General features: G+C 65.8%; 22 protein-coding genes and 4 pseudogenes. 19 read left to right on the plus strand and 7 right to left on the minus strand.

What is annotated here, in order from left to right; translation table 11 throughout:
• Nucleotides 1-108: 108 nt before the first annotated feature.
• From ACV7NQ_RS39995 to ACV7NQ_RS40010, 4 genes and pseudogenes are all read left to right on the plus strand, one after another.
• Nucleotides 109-584 (plus strand): annotated as a pseudogene (locus ACV7NQ_RS39995) (MFS transporter).
• Nucleotides 585-678: 94 nt separating this feature from the next.
• Nucleotides 679-2,118 (plus strand): NF041680 family putative transposase, encoded by a 1,440-nt coding sequence (locus tag ACV7NQ_RS40000; protein WP_463358523.1) that lies wholly within the window; start codon nucleotides 679-681, stop codon nucleotides 2,116-2,118.
• Between the two features lie 9 nt (nucleotides 2,119-2,127).
• Nucleotides 2,128-3,240, plus strand: coding sequence for an MFS transporter (locus ACV7NQ_RS40005; protein WP_463366000.1), 1,113 nt, complete (start codon nucleotides 2,128-2,130; stop codon nucleotides 3,238-3,240).
• A gap of 279 nt (nucleotides 3,241-3,519) precedes the next feature.
• Nucleotides 3,520-3,882 carry a hypothetical protein gene (locus ACV7NQ_RS40010; protein WP_463364257.1) on the plus strand — a complete coding sequence of 121 codons (363 nt, stop codon included), beginning with the start codon at nucleotides 3,520-3,522 and terminating at the stop codon, nucleotides 3,880-3,882.
• Nucleotides 3,883-4,284: 402 nt separating this feature from the next.
• On the opposite strand, the gene ACV7NQ_RS40015 is transcribed toward ACV7NQ_RS40010, so the two are convergent.
• The 5 genes and pseudogenes from ACV7NQ_RS40015 to ACV7NQ_RS40035 form a co-directional block, all read right to left on the minus strand.
• Nucleotides 4,285-5,613: a family 1 glycosylhydrolase gene (locus ACV7NQ_RS40015; RefSeq protein WP_463364258.1), complete on the minus strand. Its 1,329-nt coding sequence runs from the start codon at nucleotides 5,611-5,613 to the stop codon at nucleotides 4,285-4,287.
• Between the two features lie 518 nt (nucleotides 5,614-6,131).
• The gene (locus ACV7NQ_RS40020) at nucleotides 6,132-6,929 is read right to left on the minus strand and encodes a class I SAM-dependent methyltransferase (protein WP_463364259.1); all 798 of its coding nucleotides are present in this window, start codon (nucleotides 6,927-6,929) and stop codon (nucleotides 6,132-6,134) included.
• Between the two features lie 103 nt (nucleotides 6,930-7,032).
• Nucleotides 7,033-7,236 (minus strand): hypothetical protein, encoded by a 204-nt coding sequence (locus tag ACV7NQ_RS40025; RefSeq protein WP_463366140.1) that lies wholly within the window; start codon nucleotides 7,234-7,236, stop codon nucleotides 7,033-7,035.
• Between the two features lie 162 nt (nucleotides 7,237-7,398).
• On the minus strand, nucleotides 7,399-7,914 hold the full coding sequence (locus ACV7NQ_RS40030; protein WP_463364260.1) for a GtrA family protein: 516 nt from the start codon (nucleotides 7,912-7,914) through the stop codon (nucleotides 7,399-7,401).
• 319 nt (nucleotides 7,915-8,233) lie between these two features.
• A pseudogene (locus ACV7NQ_RS40035) lies at nucleotides 8,234-8,290 on the minus strand (hypothetical protein); the annotation flags it as partial.
• 149 nt (nucleotides 8,291-8,439) lie between these two features.
• Between ACV7NQ_RS40035 and ACV7NQ_RS40040 the strand changes: the two are divergent.
• From ACV7NQ_RS40040 to ACV7NQ_RS40080, 9 genes are all read left to right on the plus strand, one after another.
• Complete coding sequence (locus ACV7NQ_RS40040) at nucleotides 8,440-10,713, plus strand: molybdopterin guanine dinucleotide-containing S/N-oxide reductase (RefSeq protein ID WP_463364261.1); 2,274 nt, start codon at nucleotides 8,440-8,442, stop codon at nucleotides 10,711-10,713.
• Between the two features lie 53 nt (nucleotides 10,714-10,766).
• Nucleotides 10,767-11,243: a nitroreductase family deazaflavin-dependent oxidoreductase gene (locus tag ACV7NQ_RS40045; RefSeq protein WP_463364262.1), complete on the plus strand. Its 477-nt coding sequence runs from the start codon at nucleotides 10,767-10,769 to the stop codon at nucleotides 11,241-11,243.
• A gap of 264 nt (nucleotides 11,244-11,507) precedes the next feature.
• A complete protein-coding gene (locus tag ACV7NQ_RS40050) occupies nucleotides 11,508-12,908 on the plus strand; it encodes an amidase (RefSeq protein ID WP_463364263.1) in 1,401 nt (466 codons plus the stop codon).
• 654 nt (nucleotides 12,909-13,562) lie between these two features.
• Complete coding sequence (locus tag ACV7NQ_RS40055; RefSeq protein WP_463364264.1) at nucleotides 13,563-14,897, plus strand: sensor histidine kinase; 1,335 nt, start codon at nucleotides 13,563-13,565, stop codon at nucleotides 14,895-14,897.
• Entirely contained in the window at nucleotides 14,894-15,310 is a 417-nt protein-coding gene (locus ACV7NQ_RS40060; RefSeq protein WP_463364265.1) for a roadblock/LC7 domain-containing protein, read from the plus strand. Before ACV7NQ_RS40055 ends, ACV7NQ_RS40060 begins: the two co-directional genes overlap by 4 nt.
• A complete protein-coding gene (locus ACV7NQ_RS40065) occupies nucleotides 15,307-15,678 on the plus strand; it encodes a DUF742 domain-containing protein (RefSeq protein WP_463364266.1) in 372 nt (123 codons plus the stop codon). Before ACV7NQ_RS40060 ends, ACV7NQ_RS40065 begins: the two co-directional genes overlap by 4 nt.
• Nucleotides 15,659-16,270: a GTP-binding protein gene (locus tag ACV7NQ_RS40070; protein ID WP_463364267.1), complete on the plus strand. Its 612-nt coding sequence runs from the start codon at nucleotides 15,659-15,661 to the stop codon at nucleotides 16,268-16,270. Before ACV7NQ_RS40065 ends, ACV7NQ_RS40070 begins: the two co-directional genes overlap by 20 nt.
• The gene (locus ACV7NQ_RS40075; protein ID WP_463364268.1) at nucleotides 16,267-17,544 is read left to right on the plus strand and encodes a cytochrome P450 family protein; all 1,278 of its coding nucleotides are present in this window, start codon (nucleotides 16,267-16,269) and stop codon (nucleotides 17,542-17,544) included. Before ACV7NQ_RS40070 ends, ACV7NQ_RS40075 begins: the two co-directional genes overlap by 4 nt.
• 73 nt (nucleotides 17,545-17,617) lie before the next feature.
• Nucleotides 17,618-18,853, plus strand: coding sequence for a cytochrome P450 family protein (locus ACV7NQ_RS40080; protein WP_463364269.1), 1,236 nt, complete (start codon nucleotides 17,618-17,620; stop codon nucleotides 18,851-18,853).
• Nucleotides 18,854-18,903: 50 nt separating this feature from the next.
• On the opposite strand, the pseudogene ACV7NQ_RS40085 reads toward ACV7NQ_RS40080, so the two are convergent.
• A pseudogene (locus ACV7NQ_RS40085) lies at nucleotides 18,904-19,023 on the minus strand (DUF397 domain-containing protein); the annotation flags it as partial.
• Between the two features lie 355 nt (nucleotides 19,024-19,378).
• Here ACV7NQ_RS40085 and ACV7NQ_RS40090 point away from each other — a divergent pair.
• The 3 genes and pseudogenes from ACV7NQ_RS40090 to ACV7NQ_RS40100 form a co-directional block, all read left to right on the plus strand.
• A complete protein-coding gene (locus ACV7NQ_RS40090) occupies nucleotides 19,379-20,404 on the plus strand; it encodes an amidase (RefSeq protein WP_463364270.1) in 1,026 nt (341 codons plus the stop codon).
• A 41-nt stretch (nucleotides 20,405-20,445) separates the two neighbouring features.
• Nucleotides 20,446-20,829 carry an amidase family protein gene (locus ACV7NQ_RS40095; RefSeq protein WP_463364271.1) on the plus strand — a complete coding sequence of 128 codons (384 nt, stop codon included), beginning with the start codon at nucleotides 20,446-20,448 and terminating at the stop codon, nucleotides 20,827-20,829.
• 322 nt (nucleotides 20,830-21,151) lie between these two features.
• Nucleotides 21,152-21,991: pseudogene (locus ACV7NQ_RS40100) on the plus strand (DUF4158 domain-containing protein); the annotation flags it as partial.
• A gap of 97 nt (nucleotides 21,992-22,088) precedes the next feature.
• Here ACV7NQ_RS40100 and ACV7NQ_RS40105 read toward each other — a convergent pair.
• On the minus strand, nucleotides 22,089-23,069 hold the full coding sequence (locus ACV7NQ_RS40105) for an aldo/keto reductase (protein ID WP_463364272.1): 981 nt from the start codon (nucleotides 23,067-23,069) through the stop codon (nucleotides 22,089-22,091).
• Nucleotides 23,070-23,262: 193 nt separating this feature from the next.
• Between ACV7NQ_RS40105 and ACV7NQ_RS40110 the strand changes: the two genes are divergently transcribed.
• From ACV7NQ_RS40110 to ACV7NQ_RS40120, 3 genes are all read left to right on the plus strand, one after another.
• Entirely contained in the window at nucleotides 23,263-24,162 is a 900-nt protein-coding gene (locus ACV7NQ_RS40110; RefSeq protein ID WP_463364273.1) for a helix-turn-helix domain-containing protein, read from the plus strand.
• A gap of 635 nt (nucleotides 24,163-24,797) precedes the next feature.
• Nucleotides 24,798-25,835 carry a DUF4158 domain-containing protein gene (locus tag ACV7NQ_RS40115; RefSeq protein WP_463364274.1) on the plus strand — a complete coding sequence of 346 codons (1,038 nt, stop codon included), beginning with the start codon at nucleotides 24,798-24,800 and terminating at the stop codon, nucleotides 25,833-25,835.
• Nucleotides 25,832-25,963, plus strand: coding sequence for a hypothetical protein (locus ACV7NQ_RS40120; protein ID WP_463364275.1), 132 nt, complete (start codon nucleotides 25,832-25,834; stop codon nucleotides 25,961-25,963). Before ACV7NQ_RS40115 ends, ACV7NQ_RS40120 begins: the two co-directional genes overlap by 4 nt.
• The last annotated feature ends 4 nt before the right edge of the window (nucleotides 25,964-25,967 follow it).

Consider the following 25,967-nt stretch of genomic DNA (forward strand, 5'->3'; position numbering starts at 1 on the left):
CCGCCGACGCCGATCGTCCTCACCCAGAGACGGATCTGGCTCATCTTCTCCGCGCTGATCGCGGGGATGTTCCTGGCCAGCCTCGATCAGATGATCGTCGGCACCGCGATGCCGACCATCGTCGGCGAACTCGGCGGCGTGTCCAACATGGCGTGGACCGCGACGTCGTATCTGCTGGCCACCACCATCGTTATGCCGATCTATGGCAAGTTCGGCGACCTGTTCGGCAGGCGGTGGCTGTTCCTGTTCGCGATCACCGTCTTCACCGCCGCCTCAGTTGGTGCGGCCGTGTCGACCAGCTTCTGGGATTCGTCGTGTTCCGTGGACTGCAGGGCGTCGGCGGCGGTGGTCTGATGATCTTGGCGCAGGCCATCATCGCGGATGTGGTGCCCGCGAAGGATCGTGGCAAGTTCATGGCCCCGATGGGTGCCGTCTTCGGCATCACCTCGGTCGCCGGTCCGCTGCTCGGTGGTTTTTTCGCGGATCATCTCAGCTTGATTTTTAACCTCCGGGTCACTGCCCGCCGACCGTCCGGGTCGGTGTTGGAGCGGTTCGATCATCGAAACGTGTTGCTGCCGTGTTGATTTAGGGACGAATTTCGGCGTGTCGCCGTGACATGGAGCGGCCACCGCATCATCATCGTCGGGTTCCCGCTAAAGAGCCTGATGAGAAGTTGTGGTGGCCGTGCCTGTCAGTGTGCCCGAAGTATTTCGTCCGGTCGAGTCGGCGCGCCCGTCGGGACCGGAATCGCTTGCCGCGTTCCGCAATTCGTTCTATGAAAGCCTGACCGCGCGCGCCGACGCGCTGTTCGAACTCACCGACGCGGTGCTGTGCGACGACGGACCGGTCACCACGCTGGTCGGACTGTGTCTGACCGGGGAATATCGACGCGGCCACGGCGCCCTCTACGACGGTCTGAACGCCGGAAGTATCGACATCGCCCGGCTCCGGCGCGCGATCACCGCCACGACCACGGTCGGGCGAGACGACGAAGGTGCGATCATGCTGGCCGTCGATGCCAGTCCGTGGCTGCGTCCCGACGCGGCGACCAGCCCCGATCGATCGTTCTGCCATGTCTATGGCCGTGGCAGGGGGCAAGCGCAGATGATCCCGGGCTGGCTGTTCTCCTACGTCGCCGCGCTGGAGCCCGGCCGGACCTCTTGGACCACGATCCTCGACGCGATACGGCTGCACCCCGACGACGACGCGACCGAGGTCACCGCCGCCCAGATCCGGGAAGTCGTGCAACGCCTGCAAGCCGCCGACCTCCATGTTCCCGGCGACCCGCACATCAAGATCGTGTTCGATGCGGGCTACGACATCACATGCCTGGCATACGAGCTCGCGGATCTGCCCGTGGTCCTGATCGGGCGAATACGCTCCGACCGCGTCCTGGCCTTCCCCGCCGAACCCCGTGCGGGCAAGAGGGGCCGTCCCGCCAAGCACGGCCCCGACTTCGCGTTGTCCGACACCGGGACCCATCCCGAGCCCGCTGTCGTCACCACCACCGACACCGACCGCTACGGCGCCGTGCGTGCGACGGCATGGAACCGTCTGCACCCCAAACTCGCCCGCCGAGGATCCTGGGCCTACCACGACGGGGAACTGCCGATCATCGAGGGCGTCGTCATCGGGCTTCGGGTGGACCGGCTACCCGGCGACCGCAACCCGAAACCACTGTGGCTATGGTGTTCGCAACCCGACATCGCCGACCCCGCCATTATCGACCGAATCTGGCGAACCTTCCTGCGGCGCTTCGACATCGAGCACACCTTCCGGTTCCTGAAACAGACCCTCGGGTGGACCAAGCCGCGTATCCGCGACTCCGCCGCCGCCGACCGCTGGACCTGGCTCATCATCGCCGCACACACCCAACTCCGCCTCGCCCGAGGACTCACCGAAGACCTCCGCCACCCCTGGGAGAGAAAACCAACCAGCCCCAGCCGCCTCACCCCAGCCCGCGTCCGCAGGGGATTTCGCCACCTCCGCCCGACAACCGCTCTTCCGGCCCGCGCGCCGAAACCCTCACGGCCGGGTCCCGGACGCCCGCCCGGCGCAAAAAACATCCGACGCGCACCACACCAGGCGGTCGGTAAGACCACCACGGCTGCCAGTTAGAGGTTAAAAATCAAGCTCAGCTGGCGCTGGTGCTTCTGGATCAACGTGCCGGTCGGTATCGCGGCGCTGGTCATCGCGTTCCGATACCTGAGTATCCCCAGCCATCGTCCCAAGTCGCGGCCCGATTACCTCGGTGTCGTACTGATGTCGTCCGCGACCGCGCTGCTCATCCTGATCACCGACTGGGGTGGGAAGCGATATGCCTGGGGCTCAACGGAGATCGTGGCGATGATCGTGGCACTCGTGGTGGTGGTCGGGGTGTTCGTTGCGGTCGAGGCCAGGGCCGCGGAGCCCATGCTGCCGCTGTGGTTGTTCCGCAACCGGACCTTCGTGCTGACCTCGGCGATCGGATTGGTGGTCGGCCTGGTGATGTTCGCGGCGCTGGCGTTCATCCCGACCTACCTGCAGATGGCTACCGGAGCGTCCGCCTCGGTATCGGGTCTGCTGCTGATCCCGATGATGGTCGGTATGATGGCGACCCTGATGGGGTCGATGACCGCGATCACCAAAACCGGCCGCTACCGGGTCTATCCGCCGGTGGGTGCGCTGATCATCGTCCTCGGCATGCTGTGGCTGACGCGGCTGGACGCACATACCGCGATGTGGATCGTTTCGGCGATGCTCTTTGTGATGGGCGCGGGCCTCGGCCTGATCATGCAGATCATCGTGCTGGTCGTGCAGAATGCGATGGCGCCCAACCAGATCGGCACCGCGACCAGTGCGAACAACTACTTCCGGGAAATGGGTGGTGCGGTCGGTGTCGCCATCTTCGGCTCGATCTTCACCAACAGGTTGACCGAGGGACTCACCGATGTGTTCCAGCATCACCATCAGCAGGTGGCCCAATCCGGCCTGCGGCCGGGTGATCTGGTGCCGTCGGTGGTCAAGCATTTGCCCGCGGAGCTGCATGACGCGATCATCGGCGCCTATGTCAACGCTCTGGTGCCCGGCTTCTGGTACCTGATTCCCGGTGCGGCACTTGCCTTCCTGCTCGCGCTGTTCATCCCGCACCTGAAGCTGTCCGACGAAGCGGGCATGGTCGCCCGTGGCGAAGCGGTGTTGGAGGGCGATGAACGGTCTGACGATCCCCAACAGGACGCGCAGCTCGTCACCGAGCGCTGAGGGGCCACGGGCTGAGCTGTCGGCATTCCGCCACCCGAACCGCCGTTGAGGTGCAGGTCCCGCAAGGAGTGTAATCGTGTCGCGGGCGTGAGGCTTCACTCGAACGCGACACGATTGCCGCTTCGGCGGTTGGATCGCCAGCCTCGATCTTTGACATATCTTTGCTTGCAAAGTAGTTTTACAATCAAAGGTGAATGACTTCGCGACTGGGAGCGTGCTGGGATGGTCCACGAAAATCCGACCGCAGGGGCTTCTCCGGATGCGACGGGAAGCCGCATCTTGACGATCGGGCTGCACCCGAATGCCCTCGATTACAGTCGATTTCCGGACCTCGACGAGCCGAAACTCCTCGCACGCATCGAAGTGGGGAACGCCGCAATGCGCTCGGCTGGGTTCGACTCGGTGTCGTGCCTGGTCAGCGTCTCACCAGATGCCGCAGAACGCGATATCCGTGAGCACCTTGCGGACGGTCCTTTCGCCATGGCGATGATCGGTGGCGCCATACGGTTGATCCCCGAGCACACCTTGCTGTTCGAACGAATCATCAACGTATTGAGCGAGGCTGCGCCCGGAATAGTGTTCCGTTTCAACACTTCACCGGAAACGACGATCGACGCGGTGCGGCGGATGGTTCGGGCGTAGAACCATCGATCAATCACCAAGTGTCCGTTCGCCGTGGTTGCGTAGCAGGTCCGGTTCAGCCCGCGAGCAGTTCGGCTCGATGCATCGTGAAGAATTCGGTGATCGAGGTAGCCGTGCGGCCGGTGAGCCGTTCGACCGCATGCGTCGTGATGTCACATGACAGCGGTATCACTCATGTCGAAAACTGGTTCTCGATCATCACCCGCCAGTCGATCCGCCGCGGCACCCGGGCAGACCGACATCTCTGCCAACTCGCCCCACAACAACTCCCAACCCAGCAAGACGGAATCTGTCCGGGCTGGAAGGCGGCGACGGGAAGTGGCACGGCGTCCTCATCCGCACTTCACCCTGGATGAGCACGCCGTTTGTTCGCCGCGTCGTCGAGCGAGGCGGCGGAATGGATTAGCGGGGGACGGTGACCGGGTCGGTGCAGCTGGCGGCGGCGTCGACGAAGGAGCAGGGCTTCGGGTACCTCGTGGGGCGGTATGACGGCGAGACGCCACCGTTATGTGTTATGTCGGTGTAAGCGGGGACGGCGTCGGTGGGCTTGCGGGTCAATGTGGGGTCGGTCAAGACGTCGACGGTGTAGAGGCCGAAACGCGGAGTGTAGGAGCCCCATTCGTAGTTGTCGGTGAGGGACCAGTAGTTGTAGCCGATGAGGTTCATGCCGTCGGCTTTGGCGCGCTGTAGCCAGTAAATGGTGTCGCGCAGGTCGTCGCCGCGGGTGTAGCCGTCGGCGCGGGGAAGACCGTTTTCGGTGGGCATGCCGTTCTCTACGATGTAGAGCGGTTTGCCGGGGAAGGCGCGCGAATAGTGCTGCAGGGCGTAATAGATGCCCTCGGGCTGCAGCGGCTGGGTCCAGAGTTTCTTGAAGTCCGGGAGACCGCCGAGGAGGGATTCGGGCGACAGCCCGTAGTAGTAGTCGATGCCGATGTAGTCGAGTTTGGCGGCTATACGGGAGATGATCGTCGAGCCATTGATCGCGTCTTCGGCGGCGGGGATGTAAGCGACGTTGCTGGTCACCATGGCATCGGGCTGCACGGCGTGGATGTAGTCGTAGATGGTGTTGTGGGCCTGGGCGATCCGGTCGAACATCGTCGGTACCGCGGCGGGGGAGATGCCGCCGTGGCTAACCTCGTTGATGGCGTACATCGTGGGTTCGTTGAAGGTGACCCACAACGGGTCGGCGGCGGCGTAGCGATCGACTACCTTGTGTGCGTTGGCGAGCCAGTCTTCGACGATGTTCGGGTTGCCCCAGCCGCCGCGGTCGACCTCCCAGCCCGGGTAGACCCAGTGGTCGATGGTGAGCATCGGCCGCATTCCGGCCGCAGTGATGGCGGCGATGACGTTGTCGTAGAAGTGAAGTCCGTTCTCGTCCCACACGCCGGGTTGCGGTTGCACCCGCGCCCATTCGATACCGATGCGGTAGACCTGGATACCCAGCTTCGCCGCCAGGTCGATGTCTGAGCGGTAGTGATGGTAGAAGTTGACGGAATCCAGGTACGGATCGTCAGTCGTGCCCTCCGCGACATACCGGGACCAATTGCTGTCGGGCGCATGCCCCTCCGACTGGTACCCCGACGCCGCCACACCCCACAGGAAGTCCGCGCCGAGCGGCGCGACCTGGGTCGGTGGTGCGGGCCGCGCCGCCGCCGGCGTGGCGCCGAGGACCAACGCGGCGGCCGTTGCCGCGACGGCGGCCAGAACGTGGCGGCGACTTGGTGATCGCATCGAACTCCTGCTTCCGAGTGGGTGACGGGCGCTCGTGGACCTCCTGTGCGCGAGCGCACCGGGTCGGGGCGGTACCACGCGAACAGGGTAACTGGGCAATTGTCCGTATCAGGTTGGGACTCGCGAAAGAGCGGACTCGGGCCGATCTCTCGGGCGAGAGCGTGGCAGCAGTGGGCGGTAGCGGACGCCCCGTTTCGGCTCGCGTCGGGGGAGGGGAGCGGTTCCGTGGCGGCCGTAGGTGAGTGGTAGGGGGAGGTCTTGGGCGCCAAGGGAATTCGGCCGCGAATGGATCCATGAAGTACCCGCGGTGAAAGTGGGATCGCCTTCGAGCCTGTCAGGTAACATTGTCTTACTTAGATATGCGCATCTATACATCTAGACTATCGCCACAACACACCCTTCGAACAAACCTCACGACCCATCACAAAAAGCCGCATAGACAGGGAAGGGGCACCGAATCAGATTGCGCCGCAAGTTCTCTGGAGCCCGCTGACTCCTGGATTAGTAAAGCCGTAAACCTACACCGCGGCGATCGCGACGATGTATCCCTTGGGATCCCGCCAGCTCGAGCCCGGATGATGGCTGAACCAGTCCTCGATGTCCTCACTCATATCGCTCAGGATCGCCTGCCGCTGTGGGTGATCGGGCGTGACGCCATAGAACGTGAACAACGCCTCGGCGAAGCGGATCAGCGGTGCGGCCGTGTCGAAGACGAGGGCATTATCGGTTCGGTGGATGCGGACTGCGCCGAAGATGTCCGACATCAGGTCTGGCAGCGTGCTGGAATCGACGGAACAGGTGACGGCTTCGGCGTCGGTGACGCCGTAGCTGCCTGCGTGCGCGGCGATCAGCTCGCCGGTGCGCGGGTAGGCGCCTGGGTGATTCACGACGACGGCGACCGCGCCCCCTGGTTTAGTGGTGCGCTGGAATTCGGCCAGCGCGGTCCTCGGGTCGGGTACGTGGTACAGCATGTGGCGCGCCGTGATCACGTCGAAGCTGTTGTCGTCGAACGGGATCCGCGCGGCATCCGCAAGCACGGCGGTGACCCCGGGGATCGCGGCCGCGGCGGCGACCATGGCGGGCGAGGTGTCGACACCGACGAGTGGACCGTGATGACCGCCCGCCGCCAGGCTCGCGAGGAATCTCGCATCCCCGCAGCCGATATCGGCTAGGTGTTCGGTCCCGCTCAATTCGATGGCGGCCAAGACATCGGCGCTCGGGTCGTCGGGCTTCTGGGAGTACTGCCGGTGGGTGTCGATGCGCACCTGGAGCGGCGTCGGATCGGCATATTCGGCATCGAGATAGTGGCTGCTCATGGGTGGTCGTCCTTCGGTCCAGTGGCCGGTGTGACGCTTTCCGGCGGAGAGCGTACCTCCCTGGACGGTGCCGTCGAGGGTTTTCGGCGAGCCGGCGACGCTGCTACACACGCTCCGAGTGGGAAGCAGTGACCGCGGGAAGCTTCATCGCGACCGGGTCGGTGATCGGCGTGGACTTCACCAGGTCGTGCAAATCGCTGGTGCCGGGACGCTCGTCATCCAGGATAGGTTCGCCGAGACCGATTTTCTGCTGGATCCGCTGCATCCAGCCCGGCGGCCACCAGCTGTCGTCGCCGAGCAGCTTCATGATGCGCGAACGCGCCGGTGACGACGAGCAGGATCAGCTGACTCCTCGGGCGACGCGGCAGTTCGGTGGGATCGCCAAGGGCCTGCATCCTTTCCACGGGTGGACGCGCGATGTGCTTGTCGTCAAAGGTACATACCAATCAGGAGCAGACCTGTTTGAGATTCAGCCGATCGGCGTGTGCAGTTCGGCTTCGCGGGGGTCGTCGGGGAACACGAAACGGCGGAATGCCCAGAAACGGAACGCCATCGCGAGCAGCACGCCGAGAATCTGACCGGTCACGAAGTTCGCGACCGCCTGGGTGACCGGTCCGACGTAGGGCACCCTGATGTGCAGTACGTACAGCGAGACGGCCTGTGGCAGCAGGGTGACGCCGATGCCGAGCGCGCTGATGGCGAAGAACCACAGCGCTTCGTGGTGACGTTGTCGTCCGCCTCTGGTGCGGAAGGACCATTCGCGATTGAGGATGTAGGACGCGATGGTGGCGATGAGCACGCCCAAAAGCCGTGCAGTCAGCGGCTTTTCGCCGAGCACGGTCAGTTTCAGCGTGTAGACCAGACCGGTGTCGATGACCCATGTGATGGCGCCGACGGTGGCGAACTCGAGCAGCTCGCGGTGCTGGATCGCCTTGGAACGGTAGGGCTCCGGAATTCGATCGAGCGCGGGCTGCACGAAGGGCACGCCACCGACTATAAGGACGTACCGGTGTCGGCGCTGTTATGAGCCGCGCTGCCGACCTGCGGCGAGGGGGAGTTCGGTCGCACCGAGGACCTTGCCGAGTGTGGAGGGGGAGTTCGGTCGGTCCGAGAATCTTGCCGAGTGTGGTGGCGAGCTCGTCGGTGTCGAGCTTGTCGGCGAAGTGCTTGTCGATACCGCTGAGATGGCGTGGGGCGGCCTCGTGCAGGCGTTCGCGCCCCGCGTCGGTGATGGTGACGAACGCGGATCGGCCGTCCTCCGGGTTGGTTTCGCGGGTCACCAGTCCTGCGGCCTGCATCTCGGTTGCGAGCCTGCCGACTCGGGTGCGGCTGAGTACGGCGCGTTCGCCGAGATCGGTCATCCGCAACGGTGGGACCCCGTCGAGTTCGAGTAGGACGTCGTACCAGGCGAGTGGAAGCGCGAGGATCGACGCAGGTCGGTGTCGAGCTGGGGACGAGCTGTATTCCGTCTCGGGAAAATGCTGAGGCTGGACGGGCTACGGTGGAATGCATGACCACGCATCTGACGCACTGGGGAGTGTTCGAGGCAGACAGCGACGGTGAGCGGTTGACCTCGGTGCGGGCGTGGCGAGAAGACCCTGAACCGATGCCGTTGATCGACAACGTGGCCTCGGCGCAGCACCATCCGACTCGCATCGATCAGCCGTATGTACGGAAGGCGTGGCTGGATCGCGGACCCGGCGGGGCTGGGCGTGGGGACGAGCCGTTCGTGCCGGTGTCGTGGGAAACCGCGTTCGAACTGCTCTCCGGCGAGCTGAGCCGGGTCTATCGCGAGCACGGTGCGGAGTCGGTGTACGGCGGCTCGTATGGCTGGGCGAGCGCCGGCCGGTTCCATCACGCGCAGAGTCAGGTGCACCGCTTCCTGAACTGCCTCGGCGGCTATGTGCGGCATGTGAACAGCTACAGCCTCGGTGCGTCGAGTGTGCTGTTACCGCACGTGATCGCGCATGTGGGCGTGCTAGAAGGCCATGCGACCTCGAAGAGCGTGCTTGCGGAGCATTCGGAATTGGTGGTCGCGTTCGGCGGGCTCTCACCGAAGAACTCCGCGGTCTCGCCGGGCGGAGTGTCTCGGCGCAACACCCGTTCCTGGATCGGCGCGGCTCGCGCGCGTGGCTGCCGGTTCGTCTCGATCAGCCCGCTGCGTGACGATATCCCCGCCGAGGCCGAAGCCGAATGGATCGCGCCACGACCGGGCAGCGACACTGCGCTGATGCTCGCGTTGGCGCAGGTTGTGGACGCGGATGGCCTGGCGGACAAGGAATTCCTGGACAGGTACACCGTGGGTTACGACCGGTTTGCCCACTATCTGCGGGGTGAGTTCGATGGTGTCGTGAAGGATCCCGAGTGGGCGGCGCCGATCACCGGTGTGCCCGCCGACGTGATCTGGACGTTGGCGCACGACATGGCCGCCGCACGGACGATACTCACCGTCAGTTGGTCGCTGCAACGGGCCGAGCACGGCGAGCAGCCGCTGTGGCTGGGCGTGGTGCTGGCGGCGATGCTCGGTCAGATCGGCCTGCCCGGTGGGGGATTCGGCCACGGTTACGGATCGACCGCACACGTGGGCGAGCCCGCGCGTGGGCATTCGGTCCCGAAGCTGCCGCAGGGCAGCAACGGTGTCGACATGTTCATTCCCGTCGCCCGGGTCGCCGACATGCTGCTGAATCCCGGCGCCGGCTTCGACTACGACGGCAGTCGGCTGGTCTACCCGGACATAAAGCTCGTGTACTGGTGCGGCGGGAATCCATTTCACCACCACCAGGATCTGGCCAGATTGCGGACGGCGTTCACCCGCCCGGAGACCGTGGTCGTGCACGATTCATTCTGGACCGCGACCGCCCGGCACGCCGACATCGTCCTCCCGGCGACCATGTCCATCGAGCGCGACGATTATGGCGCCGGGCGCAACGACCGCGTCTTCTTCCCGATGAAGGCGCTGACGCAGCCCTACGGACAGGCGCGCGACGACTACGCGATCTTCGCTGAGCTGGCCGAAAGGATCGGCGTCGGAAAGGAATTCACCGAGGGCCGCACCGCCGGCGAGTGGCTGCGGCACCTCTATCAGCAGTGGCGTTCGCGCCTCAGCGAAGATCTGCCGGACTTCGACGCATTCTGGGACAGCGAGAACATCGAACTCCCGGTGCCCGACCCAGAGCAGGTGCTGCTGGCGGACTTCCGCGCCGACCCGGAGCACTTCCCGCTCACCACACCCAGCGGCAAAATCGAGATCTTCTCCGAAACCATCGATGGTTTCGGCTACCCCGACTGCCCCGGCCACCCCGTCTGGATCGAACCCGAGGAATGGCTCGGCGGCCCCGCGGCACAGCACTTCCCGCTGCAACTGATCGCCAACCAGCCACGCACCAAACTACACAGCCAACTCGATATCGGCGCCCACAGTCAATCGACGAAAATCGTTGGGCGAGAACCGGTTCGACTGCATCCCGACGAGGCGAGCGCGCGCGGCCTACAGGACGGCGATATCGTCCGAATCTTCAATAACCGCGGCGGCTGCCTGGCGGGCCTCGTCGTCGACGACGCCGTATGCGCGGGCATCGCTCAACTCTCGACCGGCGCCTGGTATGACCCGGACCCGACCGACCCCACCTTCTGCCGCCACGGCAACCCGAACGTCCTCACGGCGGACCGTGGCACCTCATCCCTCAGCCAAGGCTGCACAGGGCAGCTAGCCCTGGTCGAGATCGAACCGTATCGGGACCCGCTGCCAGAATTGGCTGTCAACCGCCCGCCCGCGACGACTTAGCGACCGACGTTCTGGTTCGTTCGATCGGTACCGACTTCTGTAAGCATTTATGTATGGTGTCCAATCCACTGCCCGCTGTCGCTCGGCGCCTCGCCGCGCAGCGCTGGGTTATGCACATGGCGCCGGTAGTGCTGTGGCTGGAACGACTGGTGCGGCGCGTGAGCGGCGGTAAGCGCGGCATTCTGGATGTGGCGGGTCTGCCGTCGATCGAGATCACCGTCGCCGGCCGCAAGACCGGACTGCCACGTACCACCTCACTGCTGTACGTCCCGCAGGGTGACAACTTCCTGGTCCTCGGCTCTAATTGGGGCCGCGCCAAGAATCCTGTCTGGTCGGCCAACCTCCGCGCCGCCGGCACCGCCACCATCCGAACCAAGTCCGAACAGCTCGAGGTCACCGTCACCGAAATCACCGGCGTGGAACGCAAACGCGCCTGGGACCTCGCGGTCGAATTCTGGCCCGGTTACGAGATGGAACACGAACTCTCGGGTGGGCGCCAATTCAGGATCTTCGAGCTGCGGCGCCGCTGAGCGAAGTCTCGATCTGTAGATCCGGTCGACGCGCTCGGTGGGGATGCTCGCGAACAACATCGCCTGATCCCGACCCGTCATCGGTCCCGTACGTACTGGTGTGGCGTACCGCAACTCCGATCGTTGACGTCTTCGTCGACATGGCCCGCCGACATGTCGACCCGAGCCGTGCTGGCTCCCGATGACAAGCTTGGCTACCGTGGCGGAGAGGGCGGGGCGACGCAGGTGAATCTGTAGCGCACCATCATCGACGGAGGAGCCCGGATGCCGAGCCAGAAGCTTCACGCCTTCACCGACGATGCGCTCGGCGAGCACGACGGGGTTGGCATCGCGGATCTGGTGCGGCGGGGTGAGGTCAGCGCGACCGAGGTGGCCGAGGCGGCGCAGGCTCGGGCGGCCCAGGTCGAGCCGGTGGTGCGGGGGATTGTGGTCGACGCGGACCCGGTGTTGTTCGGCACCGACGCGGACGCGCCGCTGTTCGCGGTGCCGACGTATGTCAAAGACAACACCGATGTGCGCGGGATGCCGACCAACCATGGCACCGCGGCGTTCGTGGCGAAGCCTGCGCGCAAGCATTCACCGTTCACCGAGCAGTTCCTCAGTACCGGGATGACGGTGTTGGGCAAGAGCAGGCTGCCCGAGTTCGGTTTGACGGCCAGCACCGAGTTCGTCGATGCCGAACCGACGCGCAACCCATGGCACACAGACTATTCCGCCGGTGGGTCGTCGGGCGGCGCGGCCGCGCTGGTGGCCGCGGGCGTGGTGCCGATCGCGCACGGCAATGACGGCGGTGGGTCGATCCGAATCCCTGCAGCCTGTTGCGGATTGGTCGGACTGAAGCCTAGTCGCGGTCGGCATGTCGGGGGCCCGCAGGCGCGATCGATGCCGATCAACCTGATCTCCGAAGGCGTGCTCACCCGGTCGGTGCGCGACACCGCGGCGTATTTCGCTGCGGCCGAACAGTATTGGCGCAATCCGAAGCTGCCGCCGGTGGGGTTGGTCGAGGGTCCGGCCAAGCGACGGCTGCGGATCGGTCTGCTCACCGACTCCATCACAGGTTCGCCGACGTGCCCGCGGACACGTGCCGTCCTCGAGGAGACCGTGCTGCGGCTGGAGAAGCTGGGACATGAGGTGGAGCCGATCGCCATTCCGGTCGACCAGCGCTTCGTAGACGACTTCGCCGACTACTGGGCCATGCTGGCCTTCCTCCTCGGCGCCACCGGAAAGCTGACACTGGACCGGGATTTCGACCGGAGCAAGCTGAACGGGCTCACCCGCGGGCTCGTTCCCCGGTATCAGCGCGCCGCGCCGAGAACACCCGCCATCCTCTACCGGCTGTCGCAGATGCACCGCCCCTACGCCGCGATGTTCCGTCGACACGAAGTCGTGCTGTCACCGGTATTGGCGCACGTCACCCCGAAACTCGGCCACCTGCACCCGACGGTCCCGTTCGACGAACTGTTCGCCCGACTGTTCTCCTGGGTCGCCTTCACACCGCTGAACAATGTCGCTGGCACGCCCGCGATCTCACTGCCACTGGGTGCCTCGACCGAAGGTCTGCCGATCGGAATGCAGTTCTCGGCGGCCTATGGGGATGAGCGCACCCTGCTGGAGCTGGCATTCGCCCTGGAAGCCGAACGCCCGTGGCGTCGAATTCAGGATTGATGTCGGCTCTCACCGCTGAACGCCCTGCTGCGCTGTCCCTGTCGCGTACCTTTCGTGGCCTCGACCGTGCCGCGCAGCTCGCCGACTCGTTCTCGGCGAGCACCGTGCGTACCTAGGGCTTTTGCGCCGAACCCGCGACGATGAGCTGCTCCCAGATGGTCGGCTCACGATCCCCTGCGCCGATGGTTGCGGGGTCCGGGCGCCAGCGGGCGGCCGAACGGTTCCGCCAACCTCCACGGCCGCCGGTAACGAATCGCCCATGAGTTCGGGAGGTGTTCTGAACACGTCTGCATTACGGTATGCGGCAGCAGGGGGTAGTTGAAAGACCAAGTAGCACAATGTAATACATCCACGCCGTGCTGGCACAGTGCATGTGGGATGGGTATCACGCAAGGTGACCGATACGCACCAGTGTGATCTGAATATATTGCGCCACAACGGATCTTGGTGCACACACCTCGATGCGGGCAGGTCCGCCGACCGCGCAAGCCGCGAACATCACGCTCAGGTAGCGGCCAACTGGTGTGCCCGCTATGCTCGTGCCGACATATGGAACTGCCTGTTGGCCAGTATGTTTGGTCAGCGCCGACAAGCAGGAGGGGCCAGGGGGCTGGGGCATTTCCCTTGGCGAAAGCTAGTGCGGAAGTGCGGAACTTGTCACAGTCATCGAACCCGCCGCAGGGCGAACATCGGGAACGCGCCGTTCGGGGTGTACGCCAGGCGTCGCTGGCGCTGGCGATTTGTATCGTCGTCACCGCGGCAGTCGTGGTGGTCGCGGTGTTCAGTGCACCCGCTGACTTCCGCCTCGCGCTGGAAGTCGGCGCCACCATAGCGGCGGTTGCTCTGTCCATCACGGTCACTACGACCGTCTACTACCGTGCGAAAGCCGCGCAGGCTCGGCAGACCGCCGCGATCGCTACGGCCTCCGCCGCCGACGCGGAGGCCCGAATCGCGGCCGCGCACGAGGCTGCGGCCGATTACGCGCAAGAATCGAAGTACAGCGAAAGCCGTCGGGTCGCGGCGATGGCGGCCTTCGCGGGCGCAGCGGGCCGTATGCAGGCGATGAGCACCAGCATGCTGGCGGAACTGCGGGAGATGGAACATCGGCACGGCGACCCGCAAGTGCTGGCCGATCTGTTGCTGCTGGATCATCGCACCGCGCAGGCGGGCCGCCTCGCCGACAGCATCGCCGTGCTCAGCGGGGCCCGGTCCGGGCGCCGGTGGGCAAAACCCATTGTGATGGAGTCGATCCTGCGTGGTGCGATGGGCCGCGTCGCGGGCTATCAGCGGGTACGACTGCGCGCCGTCGCCGACATCGCCGTCGCCGGACACGCGGCCGAAGGTGTCATGCACGCGTTGGCGGAACTGCTCGACAACGCCTGCAATTTCTCCCCGCCCACCACCGAGGTGCACGTCTATGCCGCCGAGGTACCCGCCGGAGTGGTGGTCACCATCGAGGACAGCGGACTGGTGATGAGCGAATCGGCGCTGCGACGCGCCGAGCTCGCGGTGTCGGGTTCGGACAACCGCGGCAACGTGTCCGCCTCGGACCTGTCGTCGCTGAGTGGCACCCGCCTCGGCCTCGCGGTGGTGGGACATCTCGCGCGCAAGCACGGCCTCACGGTGTCCTACCGGCCCTCCGCCATCGGCGGGACAGCGGTGGTCGTGGTCGTCCCGCGCGATCTCACCGCTCGGGTGGACCGCTCACCCGGAGCGACCGCCACCCTCACCCTGCCCGCCGTCGCCGCGCCACAACCGGTGAGCGCGCCCGTCATCAACGACTCGCAGCTGCCGAAACGACGCCGCGGCAGCACGCTCGCCGCGGTCCATCCCGATGGCCTGTCAACTCCCAGGCTCGGCGCGGAGACTGCGACACCGCCGCCGTCGAGGTCCGCATCCCTCGGTGCGTTCCAACGCGCGGTGGCCGGACGCAACATCGACAGTGCCGCAACACCTTCCCCTTCCGATTCCGTGGAGAACGATCGATGAAAACATCTGAGCCGTCGCAGCTGGATTGGCTGTTGGCGCAACTACTGTCCCGAACCCCGCGCACTAGGCACGCCCTACTGCTCTCCAGCGATGGGCTGAAGATTTGCCACACACCGGAACTCACCATCGACAGGGCCGATCAGCTGGCCGCCATCGCCGCGGGCATCCAAAGCCTCTCCCACGGCGCTTCGGTCGAGTTCGGTGACGGCCGCAGCGGAGTGCGTCAGTCGATGACGGAGTTCTACGGCGGCATCCTGTTCATCGTCGAGGCCGGTCTGGGCGCCCACGTCGCGGTGGTGGCCGCCGAGGACGCGGACGCGGGCCTGGTCGGCCACAACATGCGGTTGCTGGTGGAACAGCTCGGCGATCGTCTAGCGGCCGCGTCGCGCGTCGGGGGAGCGAGTGTGTCATGAACAGGCCAGGCCGCGACGACGACCCCGATCGGCTCTACACGCTGACGGGGGGCCGGAGCACACCGGACTCCGACAGCTTCGATTTGGTCACCCTGGTGGTCAGCGAGTGCGCTCCGACACCGGGCATGCAGTCCGAGCACGTGGCGATCCTGGGGATATGCCGGGCTCCGACCGCCGTCGTCGAAATCGCGGCAGAACTGCGGATTCCGGTCGGCATCGCCACGATCCTGCTCTCGGACCTGTTGCACGCAGGCAAAATCACCGTGCGTCACCCGCAAACCGGTCCCACAGCCCCTGGCGCGCCGTGGAATTCGCTGCCCGACACCACCACCCTCGAGAAGGTGCTCGTTGGACTCCGCAACCTCTGACGCTCGGCCCGCGCGCGCCGACGCACCGCTGCACGATACCACCCGCCACGGACTGAAGATCGTCATCGTGGGTGGTTTCGGTGTCGGCAAGACCACCCTCGTTCGCTCAGTCAGTGAAATCCGCCCGCTCGATACCGAGGCGACTATGACCCAGGCGGGTTTCGGGATCGATGATCCAACCGGCGCGCCGGGCAAATCGACCACGACCGTCGCCTTCGATTTCGGGCGGATCAGCATCGACGCCGAGAACGTGGTCTATCTGTTCGGCGCACCCGGGCAGGAACGGTTCTGGTTCCTGTGGGACCGCCTGTTCACCGGCGCGCTCGGCGCGATCGTGCTCGTCGACCAGCGCCGGATCGCCGACTCCTGGTACGCGATCGACCGACTCGAACACCAGCGGACCCCATTCATCGTGGCGTGCAACAACTTCGATGCGCCGCCACGACCCGATGAGGTCCGCGACGCCCTGGATCTCGATGCGCGCGTACCCCTCGTCGACTGCGACGCCAGGTCTCGCGAATCCTGCAAATGGGTCCTGATCACCCTCGTCGAGCACCTCACTCTCCTCGCCACCACGGAGACCGCCTCATGACCACGCCCAACCTCGCGTCGGCCGGCGCCTGCCCGGTACACCCGGATTCCGGAGTCGTGCCGCTGAGTGGTCCGCGTTTCCACACCGATCCGCACCATCTCTACAACGAGATGCGGCGCACGCACGGACCGGTGGTCGCCGTTGAGCTGCCCGGCGGCGTCCCGGCATGGCTGGTCATCGGCTACCGCGAACTGCATCAGGTCACCAGTGATCCGGACCTGTTTCCTCGTGATGTCGGATTGTGGAACCAGTGGCCCAACATTCCCGAGGACTGGCCGCTGCTTCCGATGGTCGGGCGGCCGATGCCGTCGATCTATTTCACCGCGGGCGCCGAGCATCGCAGGCACGTGAAGATGGTGGAGCCCGCGCTGGAAGCGGTGGACCTCTTCGAATTGCGGCGCACCTGTGAGGAATTGGCCGACGGGCTGATCGACACCTTCTGCGGGCGGGGCGAGGCCGACCTGGTCGCCGATTTCGCCGAGCCGCTGCCGGTGCTGGCCCTGGCCGCGATCCTCGGGTTCCCCGACGAGGATGGACCACGGCTCGCGTGGACGATGAAGGCACTGGCCGACGGCGGCGCCGACGCCCAGTCGGCCTACGCGCGTTTCGGTGAGCACATGCAGCACCTGTTGGCGGTCAAGAAAGCTCGGCCGGGCGCGGATCTGGTGTCGCGGATGCTCGAGCACCCGGAGCCGTTCACCGATCAGGAGTACACGATGGACCTGATGGCGATCACCGCCGCGGGCCATCTGCCGACTGCGGACTGGATCGGGAACTCGGTGCGGCTGATGCTCACCGACGACCGGTTCGCCGCGGCGCTCGGCGGCGCGCGATCCAGCGTGGCGCAGGCGATGAACGAAGTGCTGTGGGAAGACACCCCGACGCAGATCCTCGCCGGTCGCTGGGCGGCCCGCGACACCCGCCTCGGCGATAAAATCGTCAGGGCAGGGGACATGCTGCTGCTCGGCCTCGCGGCCGCCAATGCGGATCCGCATGTGCGCCAACATGTCAACGACGGCGCCGAACCGGCACACTCCGGCAACAGCGCGCACTTCGCCTTCAGCTATGGCGAGTACCGCTGCCCGTTCCCGGCGCAGCAAGCCGCGGAGATCATCGCGAGCACCGGCATCGAGGTGCTCCTCGACCGCCTGCCCGATCTCGATCTGGCAATACGCCCGCAAAACCTGGTCCGACGGCAATCGGCCTTCCTGCGCGGCATGACTTCCTTGCCCGTCCGTTTCACCCCAGTTCGCGCCGTCGGAGGTAGACCATGAGAGAGCTTGCGAGCGAATCATCAACACAGTGCGCTTGGCGCACGACGGAACCGAGCGTCAGCGTGGTGCAGTCGTGAGCCAAGAATGCCCGTACGCCGAGACCATCACCATCGACCCGATGGTCGGTGATCTCGCAGGGGAGACCACCCGCCTGCGTGCCGCGGGCCCGCTCGCGCGCATCGACCTGCTCGGCGCACCCGCCTGGACCGTCACCGATCACGCACTCGCCAGGCAACTGCTCACCGACCCGAGGCTGATCAAAGACATCAGCGGCTGGTCGCTGTGGACATCCGGAGTGGTGACTCGCCAATGGCCGCTGATCGGCATGATCGACGCCGGCCGTTCCATGTTCACTGTCGACGGCGCCGAACACCGGCGGCTGCGGATCAAAACCACCCAGGCGCTGACACCGCGTCGACTGGATGCGCTGCGTCCCGTGGTCGAACGGCTCACCGCTGAACTCCTCGATGACCTCGAAGAGGCCGGCGGCGACGGCGCGGTCGTCGACCTCAAATCGGTATTCGCCTACCCGCTGCCGATGCGGGTCATCAGCGAGCTGATGGGCGTGGACCGCGTCGATCATCCGATGCTGCTCACCTGGTACAAGGCATTCTTCTCGCTGCTCACCCCGCAAGACGAGCGGCTACAGGTGATCAACGACTTGGACGTCTACTTCACGGATTTGGTCCGGAAGAAGACCGCCAACCCGACCGACGATCTCACCACCGCCCTCATTCTCGCCACCGACGAGGGTGGTGAACCGCTGACCGAAGAAGAGGTCGTGGGCAACCTCAAGGCACTGGTCGCGGCCGGGCACGAAACAACCGTCGGCCTCATCCTCAACGCCGTGCGCGCACTCCTGCGCCAGCCCGACCAGCTGAGCAGAATCCGCAGCGGCGAATTCGAGTGGAAAATGGCGGTGGAGGAAACTCTGCGCTGGGACAGCCCCCTCACCCATCTGCTGATGCGATTCGCCACCGAAGACATCACCATCGGCGACACTGTGATCGAGAAGGGCGAAGGAGTGGTCATGTCCTATCGAGCAATCGGCAGAGACACCGCACTGCACGGCACCGACGCCGATGACTTCGACATCACCCGCCCAACCGCCAACCGCCACATAGCCTTCGGCTACGGCCCCCACATCTGCCCCGGCGCCGCCCTAGCCCGACTTGAAGCCGGAACCGGCCTACCCGCACTGTTCGACCGCTTCCCCAATCTCCGCCTCGCGGTGCCGGTCGAGGAAATCCGCAACCTCCCGGTGCTCACCCAGAATGACCTGGCCTCGTTCCCTGTTCACCTCAACTGAGGTGGTAGCCGCAGTTCCGCTGAACTGCTTTCTGCTCCAAAGGGATTCAGCTAAAAATTGAATTCACCGCTGGTAGCGCCAGCGGAGAATTCACACCATTCGCTGCTGGTGAAGGCCAAGGCAGGTCCGATTGGGTTCTTGGAATCCCGCACCCCGCCGATGCCGCCGTCGAGGACCGCAACACGTCGACGTACATCGGGATGGCTCGGACGATCTACCGCGGCAAGATTTCAGTGATTCGGTTCCGGCATGACTTTCCGATCCCGCCGCGCGTCGCCATGGCCAGCGGTCGGGTGAATAGTCTGTGGCCGGAGAGGAACATGATGAGCATTGAGACATCTATCCCGTTGTGCGAAACGGCATTTCATGTCCTGTGCTAGGGGAGTTGGCCCAGTGCCGACGCTGTGACCTGCCTCGATGGCAGAACGAGTGCGTAACTTCACCAATGCAGGTTGTCCGTTCGACTTTCTCGTTGTGCGAAGCGGCATTTTATGTCCTCTGCGGCAGGCCAATAGCGTCGGATTCATGGAGTGGAATTTTCAGTCGGCCGAAGAAATCGCGGCTGCCTTGCGTGTCGGTGCGGTGACCTCGGTGGAACTGACCGATGAGGCGATCGCCCGTATCGAGCGCGACGACAAGGTGATCAACGCGATCTGTGTGCCGGACTTCGACCGTGCGCGGGCCGCCGCACGCGCTGCCGACCAGGCGCGCGCCCGCGGCGAGGATCGGCCGCTGCTCGGTATTCCGGTGACGGTCAAGGAGTGCTACAACATCGCCGGGCTGCCCACGACCTGGGGCATGCCGCAGTACAAGAATTATGTACCGGCCGAGGACGCGGTACAGGTGTCGCGGCTGAAGGCCGCCGGCGCGGTCGTGCTCGGAAAGACGAACGTGCCGTTGGGGCTGCAAGATATACAGAGCTTCAACGAGATCTACGGCACCACCAACAACCCGTGGGATCACACTCGCACGCCGGGTGGATCCTCCGGCGGATCAGCCGCGGCCCTGGCGTCTGGATTCGGCGCGCTGTCCATCGGCTCCGACCTCGGCGGTTCGCTGCGCACCCCCGCGCATTTCTGCGGCGTCTACGCACATAAGCCGACACTCGGGCTGGTGGCGAACCGCGGTATGGTCGCGCCGCCTGCGCCGGCCTTGCCGGTCGATCTCGATCTCGCCGTCGTCGGTCCGATGGCGCGCTCCGCCCGCGACCTCACGCTCCTGCTCGACGTGATGGCCGGACCGGACCCGCTGACGCACGGCGTCGCGTACGACTTGACGCTGCCGCGCGCGCGCCACGAGCGGCTGGCCGACTTCCGGGTCTTGGTCCTCGACCAGCATCCGCTCATTGCGACCGGGTCCGCCGTGCGGGCGGGCGTGAACCGGGTGGCCGACGCGCTCGTCGGCGGCGGCGCCTACGTCGAACGGCGCAGTCCGCTGCTGCCCGATCTGACCGAAGCCGCCATGCTTTACACGCAGTTGCAGTTTTCGGGCTCCGTTGCACGTTTTCCCGTCGAAGCGGACGAGCAGCTGCAGGCCGCGCCGCCGGACTGAGCGCAGACGACCAGAGTCTCGACGCGGCGCGGCTGCGCGGGATGGTGTTGAGCCACCGCGATTGGATAGAGGTGAACAACCGTCGAGAGCTCCACCGTCGCGGCTGGCGGCAGCTGTTCGCCGAGTTCGATGCCGTGGTGTGTCCGATCACGCCGACACCCGCGTTCCCCCACGACCACAACCCCGATCCGCTGGAACGCCGGATCGATATCGACGGCGTCGCCTACCCGTACTTCGACCAGCTCGTCTGGGCCGGTCTGGCGACCATGCCCGGCCTGCCTGCCACCGCCATACCTGCGGGCCGGTCCCCTGAAGGTCTGCCGGTGGGAGCGCAGCTGATTGGTCCGATGTTCGAGGACCGCACCCCGCTGCGGCTGGCCGAACTGCTCGAGCAGAAGATCGGCGGCTTCCAGGCACCGGAATAGGGCGTACTACCGGGTGTCCGTCGAGGACGAGGTGCGGATGACGAACGAGGGGCTGGGGCCTGGTACAAGACCCGGGGAGCTTCTTCGGCCCGACGATCGTGCGGTGGTACCGACTGTTCAGTGGTTCGACGGGGACGGCTTCGCCGATCTCCTCCGCTCGACATCGCTGTATCGGGGTTCCTGTAGTAATCGCCGAAAATCCAACGAAGTTCGAGATGCGTCCTGGTAGAGGGTGATTCGACGGTTCCGGATGCGGGGTGGGCTGGTTGGTGCTTGGCTTCGCTGCCGATGAGGTTGGTTGGCGTGCCGGAGGCTGAGGTTCGTGGTGACGCGGGTATTCGCGGACGAGGAGTTGCAGCGTCTTCGGGAGTTCCCGGAGATCAGTTGCGAGGAGTTGTTCCGGTACTTCACCCTCACCCCGGCGGATTTGGCGTTCGTCGCGCCGCAGGGACGCGGGGCGGGTGTGCGCCTGGGGCTGGCGGTGATTCTGTGCAGCCTGCCGTGGCTGGGATTCGTTCCGGACAAGGTTGCCTCTGCGCCGCCGGTGGCGGTGGCGCTTTTGGCGGAACAACTGAATGTCGGTGTGGCGCAGCTTCGTTCGTACGGCCGCCGGGCGCAGACCCGCAGCGAGCATGTGCGGCTGGTGGCCCAGTATCTGGGCTGGCGGCCGACCGGGCCGATGGCGTTGAAGGAGCTGGACGAGTTCCTGCTGGCGCGGGCAATGGAGCACGATTCGCCGACGCTGCTGTTCCGGCTGGCGTGCGAGTATGTGATCTCGGCGCGGGTGATCCGGCCGGGCCCCGTCACGCTCGTGGAACGGGTGGCGCACGCTCGCGCGCAGGCCCAGGCCGAGACCTACGACCGGCTCGCCCATGAATTCACGCCGCAGCGGTGCACGCAGCTGGATGCGCTGCTGGTGGTCGACTCGTCCCTCGGGATGTCGCGGTTGCGGTGGCTGTCGACCGGCCCGGTGGAGGCGTCCGCACCGGCGGTGAAGGCCGAGGTCGACAAGCTTGGATTCCTGCGCGGACTGGGCGTGGACACCGTGGACATGTCGGTGCTGCCCGCGGAACGTCGCCGTTTCCTAGCGACGATGGGCCGTCGCCTGACCGGCCAAGCCCTCGAACGCCGTGACCCGCAGCGCCGGTATCCGATCCTGCTCTTTTACAAGCCCCCGCACGGTGGGTTCGGCCTGAGTCCACTCCGTCGGGGCGACCCCGGCCGGCTCTCGACCGGGGATCACGTGAGGCGAGGGCCCGTCAGCGGTCGATGCTGGCCATGTTCGCTTCGTCGTGGCGGGCCCCGACGGCTGGTGTGAGCCGGTCCAGGCGCGCGAGCTGGTCGGTGGTGAGCACGACGGCGTCGGCGGCGGTGTTCTCCTCGACGCGGGCGACGCGGCGGGTGCCGGGGATGGGGGCGATGTCGCTGCCTTGGGCCAGCAGCCAGGCGAGTGCGACCTGCGCGGGGGTGGCACCGGCCTCGGCTGCCACCGCCCGGACCTCATCCACCAGGCGCAGGTTCCGGGTGAAGGCCTCCCCGACGAACCGCGGGTTGGTCTTGCGCCAGTCGTCGTCGGGAATGTCGGCGGGCGAACGGAGCTTGCCGGTGAGGAATCCGTGCCCGAGCGGGGAGTAGGGCACGAACCCGATGCCGAGGCTGCGCAGCAGCGGAAGCAGCTCGTCCTCGGGGTCGCGGGTCCACAGTGAGTACTCGGTCTGCAGCGCCGCCAGCGGATGCACCGCGTGGGCGCGGCGGATCGTCTCCGGGGCGGCCTCCGACAGCCCGATGTGCAGGACCTTGCCCTCGGCAACCAGTTCGGCGAGCGCGCCGACTGTCTCCTCGAGAGGAGTGCCGGGGTCCACGCGATGCTGGTAGTAGAGGTCGATCCGGTCGGTGCCCAGCCGCCGCAGCGAACCTTCGACCGCGGCCTTCACGTTCGCGGCGCTGCTGTCGACGATGCCGGGCCCGCCACCGGAATGTGAGACCAGGCCGAACTTGGTGGCGACGACGACCTCGTCGCGTCGCCCGGCGATGGCGCGGCCGACGACCTCCTCGCTGTGGAATGGACCGTAGATCTCGGCGGTGTCGATGTGGGTGACACCCAGCTCCAACGCACGGTGGATGGTGCGGATCGACTCGTCGTCGTCCAGGGCTCCGCCGGAGGTGTAGGTACCGGCCATGGTCATGGCGCCCAGACCGATCCTGGACACCTCCAGAGCGCCCAGGGAAGCGTGCTTCATCGAGTTAGTCCTTCGTCGATTTGTCGGTGGTGATTGCAAGGGAATAGCCGGGGTGCCCGGCCGAGCGCGGCATCACGGCCTCGGTGTTCCCTGGCTCCAGACAACACCGTGTCCTGCGGTCGAGACAGGGTCTGCCGAGAGGGGTACTCACGGTGCCCCTTTACGCGGCCTACCTGCGGCTACGCTCGATACCATGGACGAGAAGGAGGCAGCGCGCACAGCGGTCCGCGAATTCCTCAGCAGCCGCCGTGACCGGGTCTCACCTGCCGACGCGGGCCTCCCCTCGACCGGGACCCGACGCCGCGTGAAGGGCCTGCGGCGCGAGGAGGTAGCTCTGCTGGCCGGGATCAGCCCCGAGTACTACATCCGCCTCGAGCGAGGCCGGGCCACAGGCCCCTCACCGGGTGTCGTGGAATCTATCGCCGCGGTGCTACGACTCGACGACGACGAATGCGCCCACCTCGACCGGTTGCTCGCAGCACTGACCCCTGAAGCCCGCAAGCGTCGCAAAACAGCGATCACTGCCACGATCAGCCCCGGGATCCGGGTACTGCTCGACTCGATCAGTCACCTGCCCGCTGTCGTGTTCAACAGCCGTCTCGACCTTCTCGCCGCCAACGATCTCGGACGGGCCCTCTACACGACGATGCTCGACACCGAGAGCCCGGTGAACGCAGCGCGCTTCATGTTCCTAGACGAGCACGCGGCCCGGGGCCTGTTTCCCGAGTGGGAGTGTATCGCCGGGGACACGGTGTCAGTCCTGCGCATCGAGGCCGGTCGACACCCCGACGACCCAGAGCTGGTCGCCCTCATCGGTCAGCTGTCCACCCGCAGCCACGCATTCCGCACCCGCTGGGCCGCCAACGACGTCAAGACACACCGCGCAGGCACCAAGGTCTTCCAGCATCCCCTGATCGGAAGGCTCACCCTGCCCTTCGAGAACCTCACCATCGACACAGCCGCAGATCAGGTCATGACCGTGTTCACCCCGCAACCGGGCTCACCCGAACACGACGCGATCCGCCTACTCGCCAGCTGGAACGCCCACACCTCGGACCTGACGGGGACCGAGAGTTTCCCGGATAGGTCGTAACAAGTGTTCCGTAAACAGCGTCGGCCGCTCCACCATCCACCGTATCGTCAGCGGCAGCACACCAAAGGCATAGCTCCCTAGAACACGACCTCACCGGTCTGGAACCCCGTATCGCAGGCTCGACAGCAACGCCCGTGAACCCCTCCTCGATGCGATCGCCGAGCGCATCCGCACCCAGGTGGGCAACCAGGCATCACGCCCGGGAAGGATTCCGGCGTGAACGAGGAGGTCGCGGACTCGGTGCAGGGCATAGCCTTGCGGATAGGCATCGAGCAGTTCATGGGTGATGGGTTCGTCTGCGCGCGCATCGCGAGATCGCGAGCAGGCGCGGACCGCTGCCGCGTTTCTGGAGCCAGTTCATGACACTCGCGGGCCGGGGACGGTGTCGAAGACTTCGGTCAGCGGCGCGAGTTGATCGGCTATTCCTGTGTCCGGGTGGGTCAGTAGGTCGTGAAGCTTGCGCCGCAAGGCATCTCGGATGGTCTCGTGGCGTCGTCGCCGGGTCCGGTCCGCCGGTTCAGTCAGGCCCGGTTCGAGGACGTGCCCGGCTTCCCGACATGGCCCCGGAATCCTGAAGCTGGCCCGAGCCGCAAAGTAGCTTCGCGCTCAGGCTGATTCGTCTGCTGTTGCCGGGCGTGCGTCAGGAGTGGTCGACCGAGGATTTGATCGGGTCGTGGACGCTGGTCGGTGAGGACTGGCGGTTGGTGGGCAACAAGTCGGGCGCGACTCGCCTCGGTCTGTTGCTGAAGTTCTTCGAACTCGAGGGCCGGTTCCCTACCTGGCCGGAGGAGTTACCGGCCGCCGCGGTGGCGTACATGGCCGAGCAGGTGAAGGTCGATCCGGCGCTGCTGGACACCGACCGCTGGACTGGCCGCACGATTGAGTACCACCGGGCGCAGGTGCGGGATGCGTTCGGCTTTCGGGAATCCTCTCGCAGCGACGAGGACAAGCTCGCGGCGTGGCTGGCGACGGAAGTGTGCCCGGTCGAGCTGCGGGACGAGCAGCTGCGCAAAGCGCTGCTGGTGCGCTGCCGGGCCAAGCGGATCGAACCACCGGGTCGTATCGACCGGATCATCGGGTCGGCGCGAACAACCTTCGAGAAACGGTTCTGCGATCGCACCGTCTCACGGCTCAGTGATGTGTCGATCGACCGGTTGACCAACCTGATCGCGATCGGCGCCGCGCCATTGGCCAGTGGCCGCAATCTGTTGGCGGAGTTGAAGTCCGATCCGGGCAAGGTCAGTTTGGAGACGTTGCTGCGGGAGGTGGACAAGCTGGCCGCGGTGCGGGCGCTCGAGCTGCCTGCGGATTTGTTCGCCGACGCGAGTGAGAAGCTGGTCGACGCCTGGCGGGCGCGGGCGGCACGGTCGTTCCCGTCGGATCTGCGGGATATGCCCGAGCCGACCATGCTGACCTTGTTGGCGGCATTGTGCTGGGTGCGGTCGGCGGAGATCACCGACGCGCTGGTGGATCTGCTGATCGAGCTGGTGCACAAGGTGAACACGCGGGCGGATCGGCGGGTGGAGAAGGAGCTGACCGAGGATCTACGGCGGGTGCGGGGCAAGGAGAACATCCTGTTCCGGCTCGCCGAAGCCGCTGTCGATTACCCCGACGACGTTGTGCGCGAGGCCTGTATCCAGTGGTCGGGGAGAAGACGCTGCGGGAGCTGGTGAAAGAGGCCAAGGCCAACGACCAGGTATTCCAGGCCTGCGTGCGCACGGTGCTGCGCAGCTCGTACTCCAACCACTACCGGCGGATGCTGCCGGCGTTGTTGGCGGCGTGGTGGGAGCCGTGGTTTTGATTAC

The organism is Nocardia sp. Tas62D01 (assembly GCF_055232035.1).

Bases quoted from the DNA above. Each gene is read 5' to 3' on its own strand.
- ACV7NQ_RS40015 (WP_463364258.1), bottom strand. From the start codon at position 5,613: ATGCGATCACCAAGTCGCCGCCACGTTCTGGCCGCCGTCGCGGCAACG.
- ACV7NQ_RS40020 (WP_463364259.1), bottom strand. From the start codon at position 6,929: ATGAGCAGCCACTATCTCGATGCCGAATATGCCGATCCGACGCCGCTC.
- ACV7NQ_RS40025 (WP_463366140.1), bottom strand. From the start codon at position 7,236: ATGAAGCTGCTCGGCGACGACAGCTGGTGGCCGCCGGGCTGGATGCAG.
- ACV7NQ_RS40040 (WP_463364261.1), top strand. From the start codon at position 8,440: ATGACCACGCATCTGACGCACTGGGGAGTGTTCGAGGCAGACAGCGAC.
- ACV7NQ_RS40045 (WP_463364262.1), top strand. From the start codon at position 10,767: ATGGTGTCCAATCCACTGCCCGCTGTCGCTCGGCGCCTCGCCGCGCAG.
- ACV7NQ_RS40050 (WP_463364263.1), top strand. From the start codon at position 11,508: ATGCCGAGCCAGAAGCTTCACGCCTTCACCGACGATGCGCTCGGCGAG.
- ACV7NQ_RS40060 (WP_463364265.1), top strand. From the start codon at position 14,894: ATGAAAACATCTGAGCCGTCGCAGCTGGATTGGCTGTTGGCGCAACTA.
- ACV7NQ_RS40065 (WP_463364266.1), top strand. From the start codon at position 15,307: ATGAACAGGCCAGGCCGCGACGACGACCCCGATCGGCTCTACACGCTG.
- ACV7NQ_RS40075 (WP_463364268.1), top strand. From the start codon at position 16,267: ATGACCACGCCCAACCTCGCGTCGGCCGGCGCCTGCCCGGTACACCCG.
- ACV7NQ_RS40090 (WP_463364270.1), top strand. From the start codon at position 19,379: ATGGAGTGGAATTTTCAGTCGGCCGAAGAAATCGCGGCTGCCTTGCGT.
- ACV7NQ_RS40095 (WP_463364271.1), top strand. From the start codon at position 20,446: ATGGTGTTGAGCCACCGCGATTGGATAGAGGTGAACAACCGTCGAGAG.
- ACV7NQ_RS40105 (WP_463364272.1), bottom strand. From the start codon at position 23,069: ATGAAGCACGCTTCCCTGGGCGCTCTGGAGGTGTCCAGGATCGGTCTG.
- ACV7NQ_RS40110 (WP_463364273.1), top strand. From the start codon at position 23,263: ATGGACGAGAAGGAGGCAGCGCGCACAGCGGTCCGCGAATTCCTCAGC.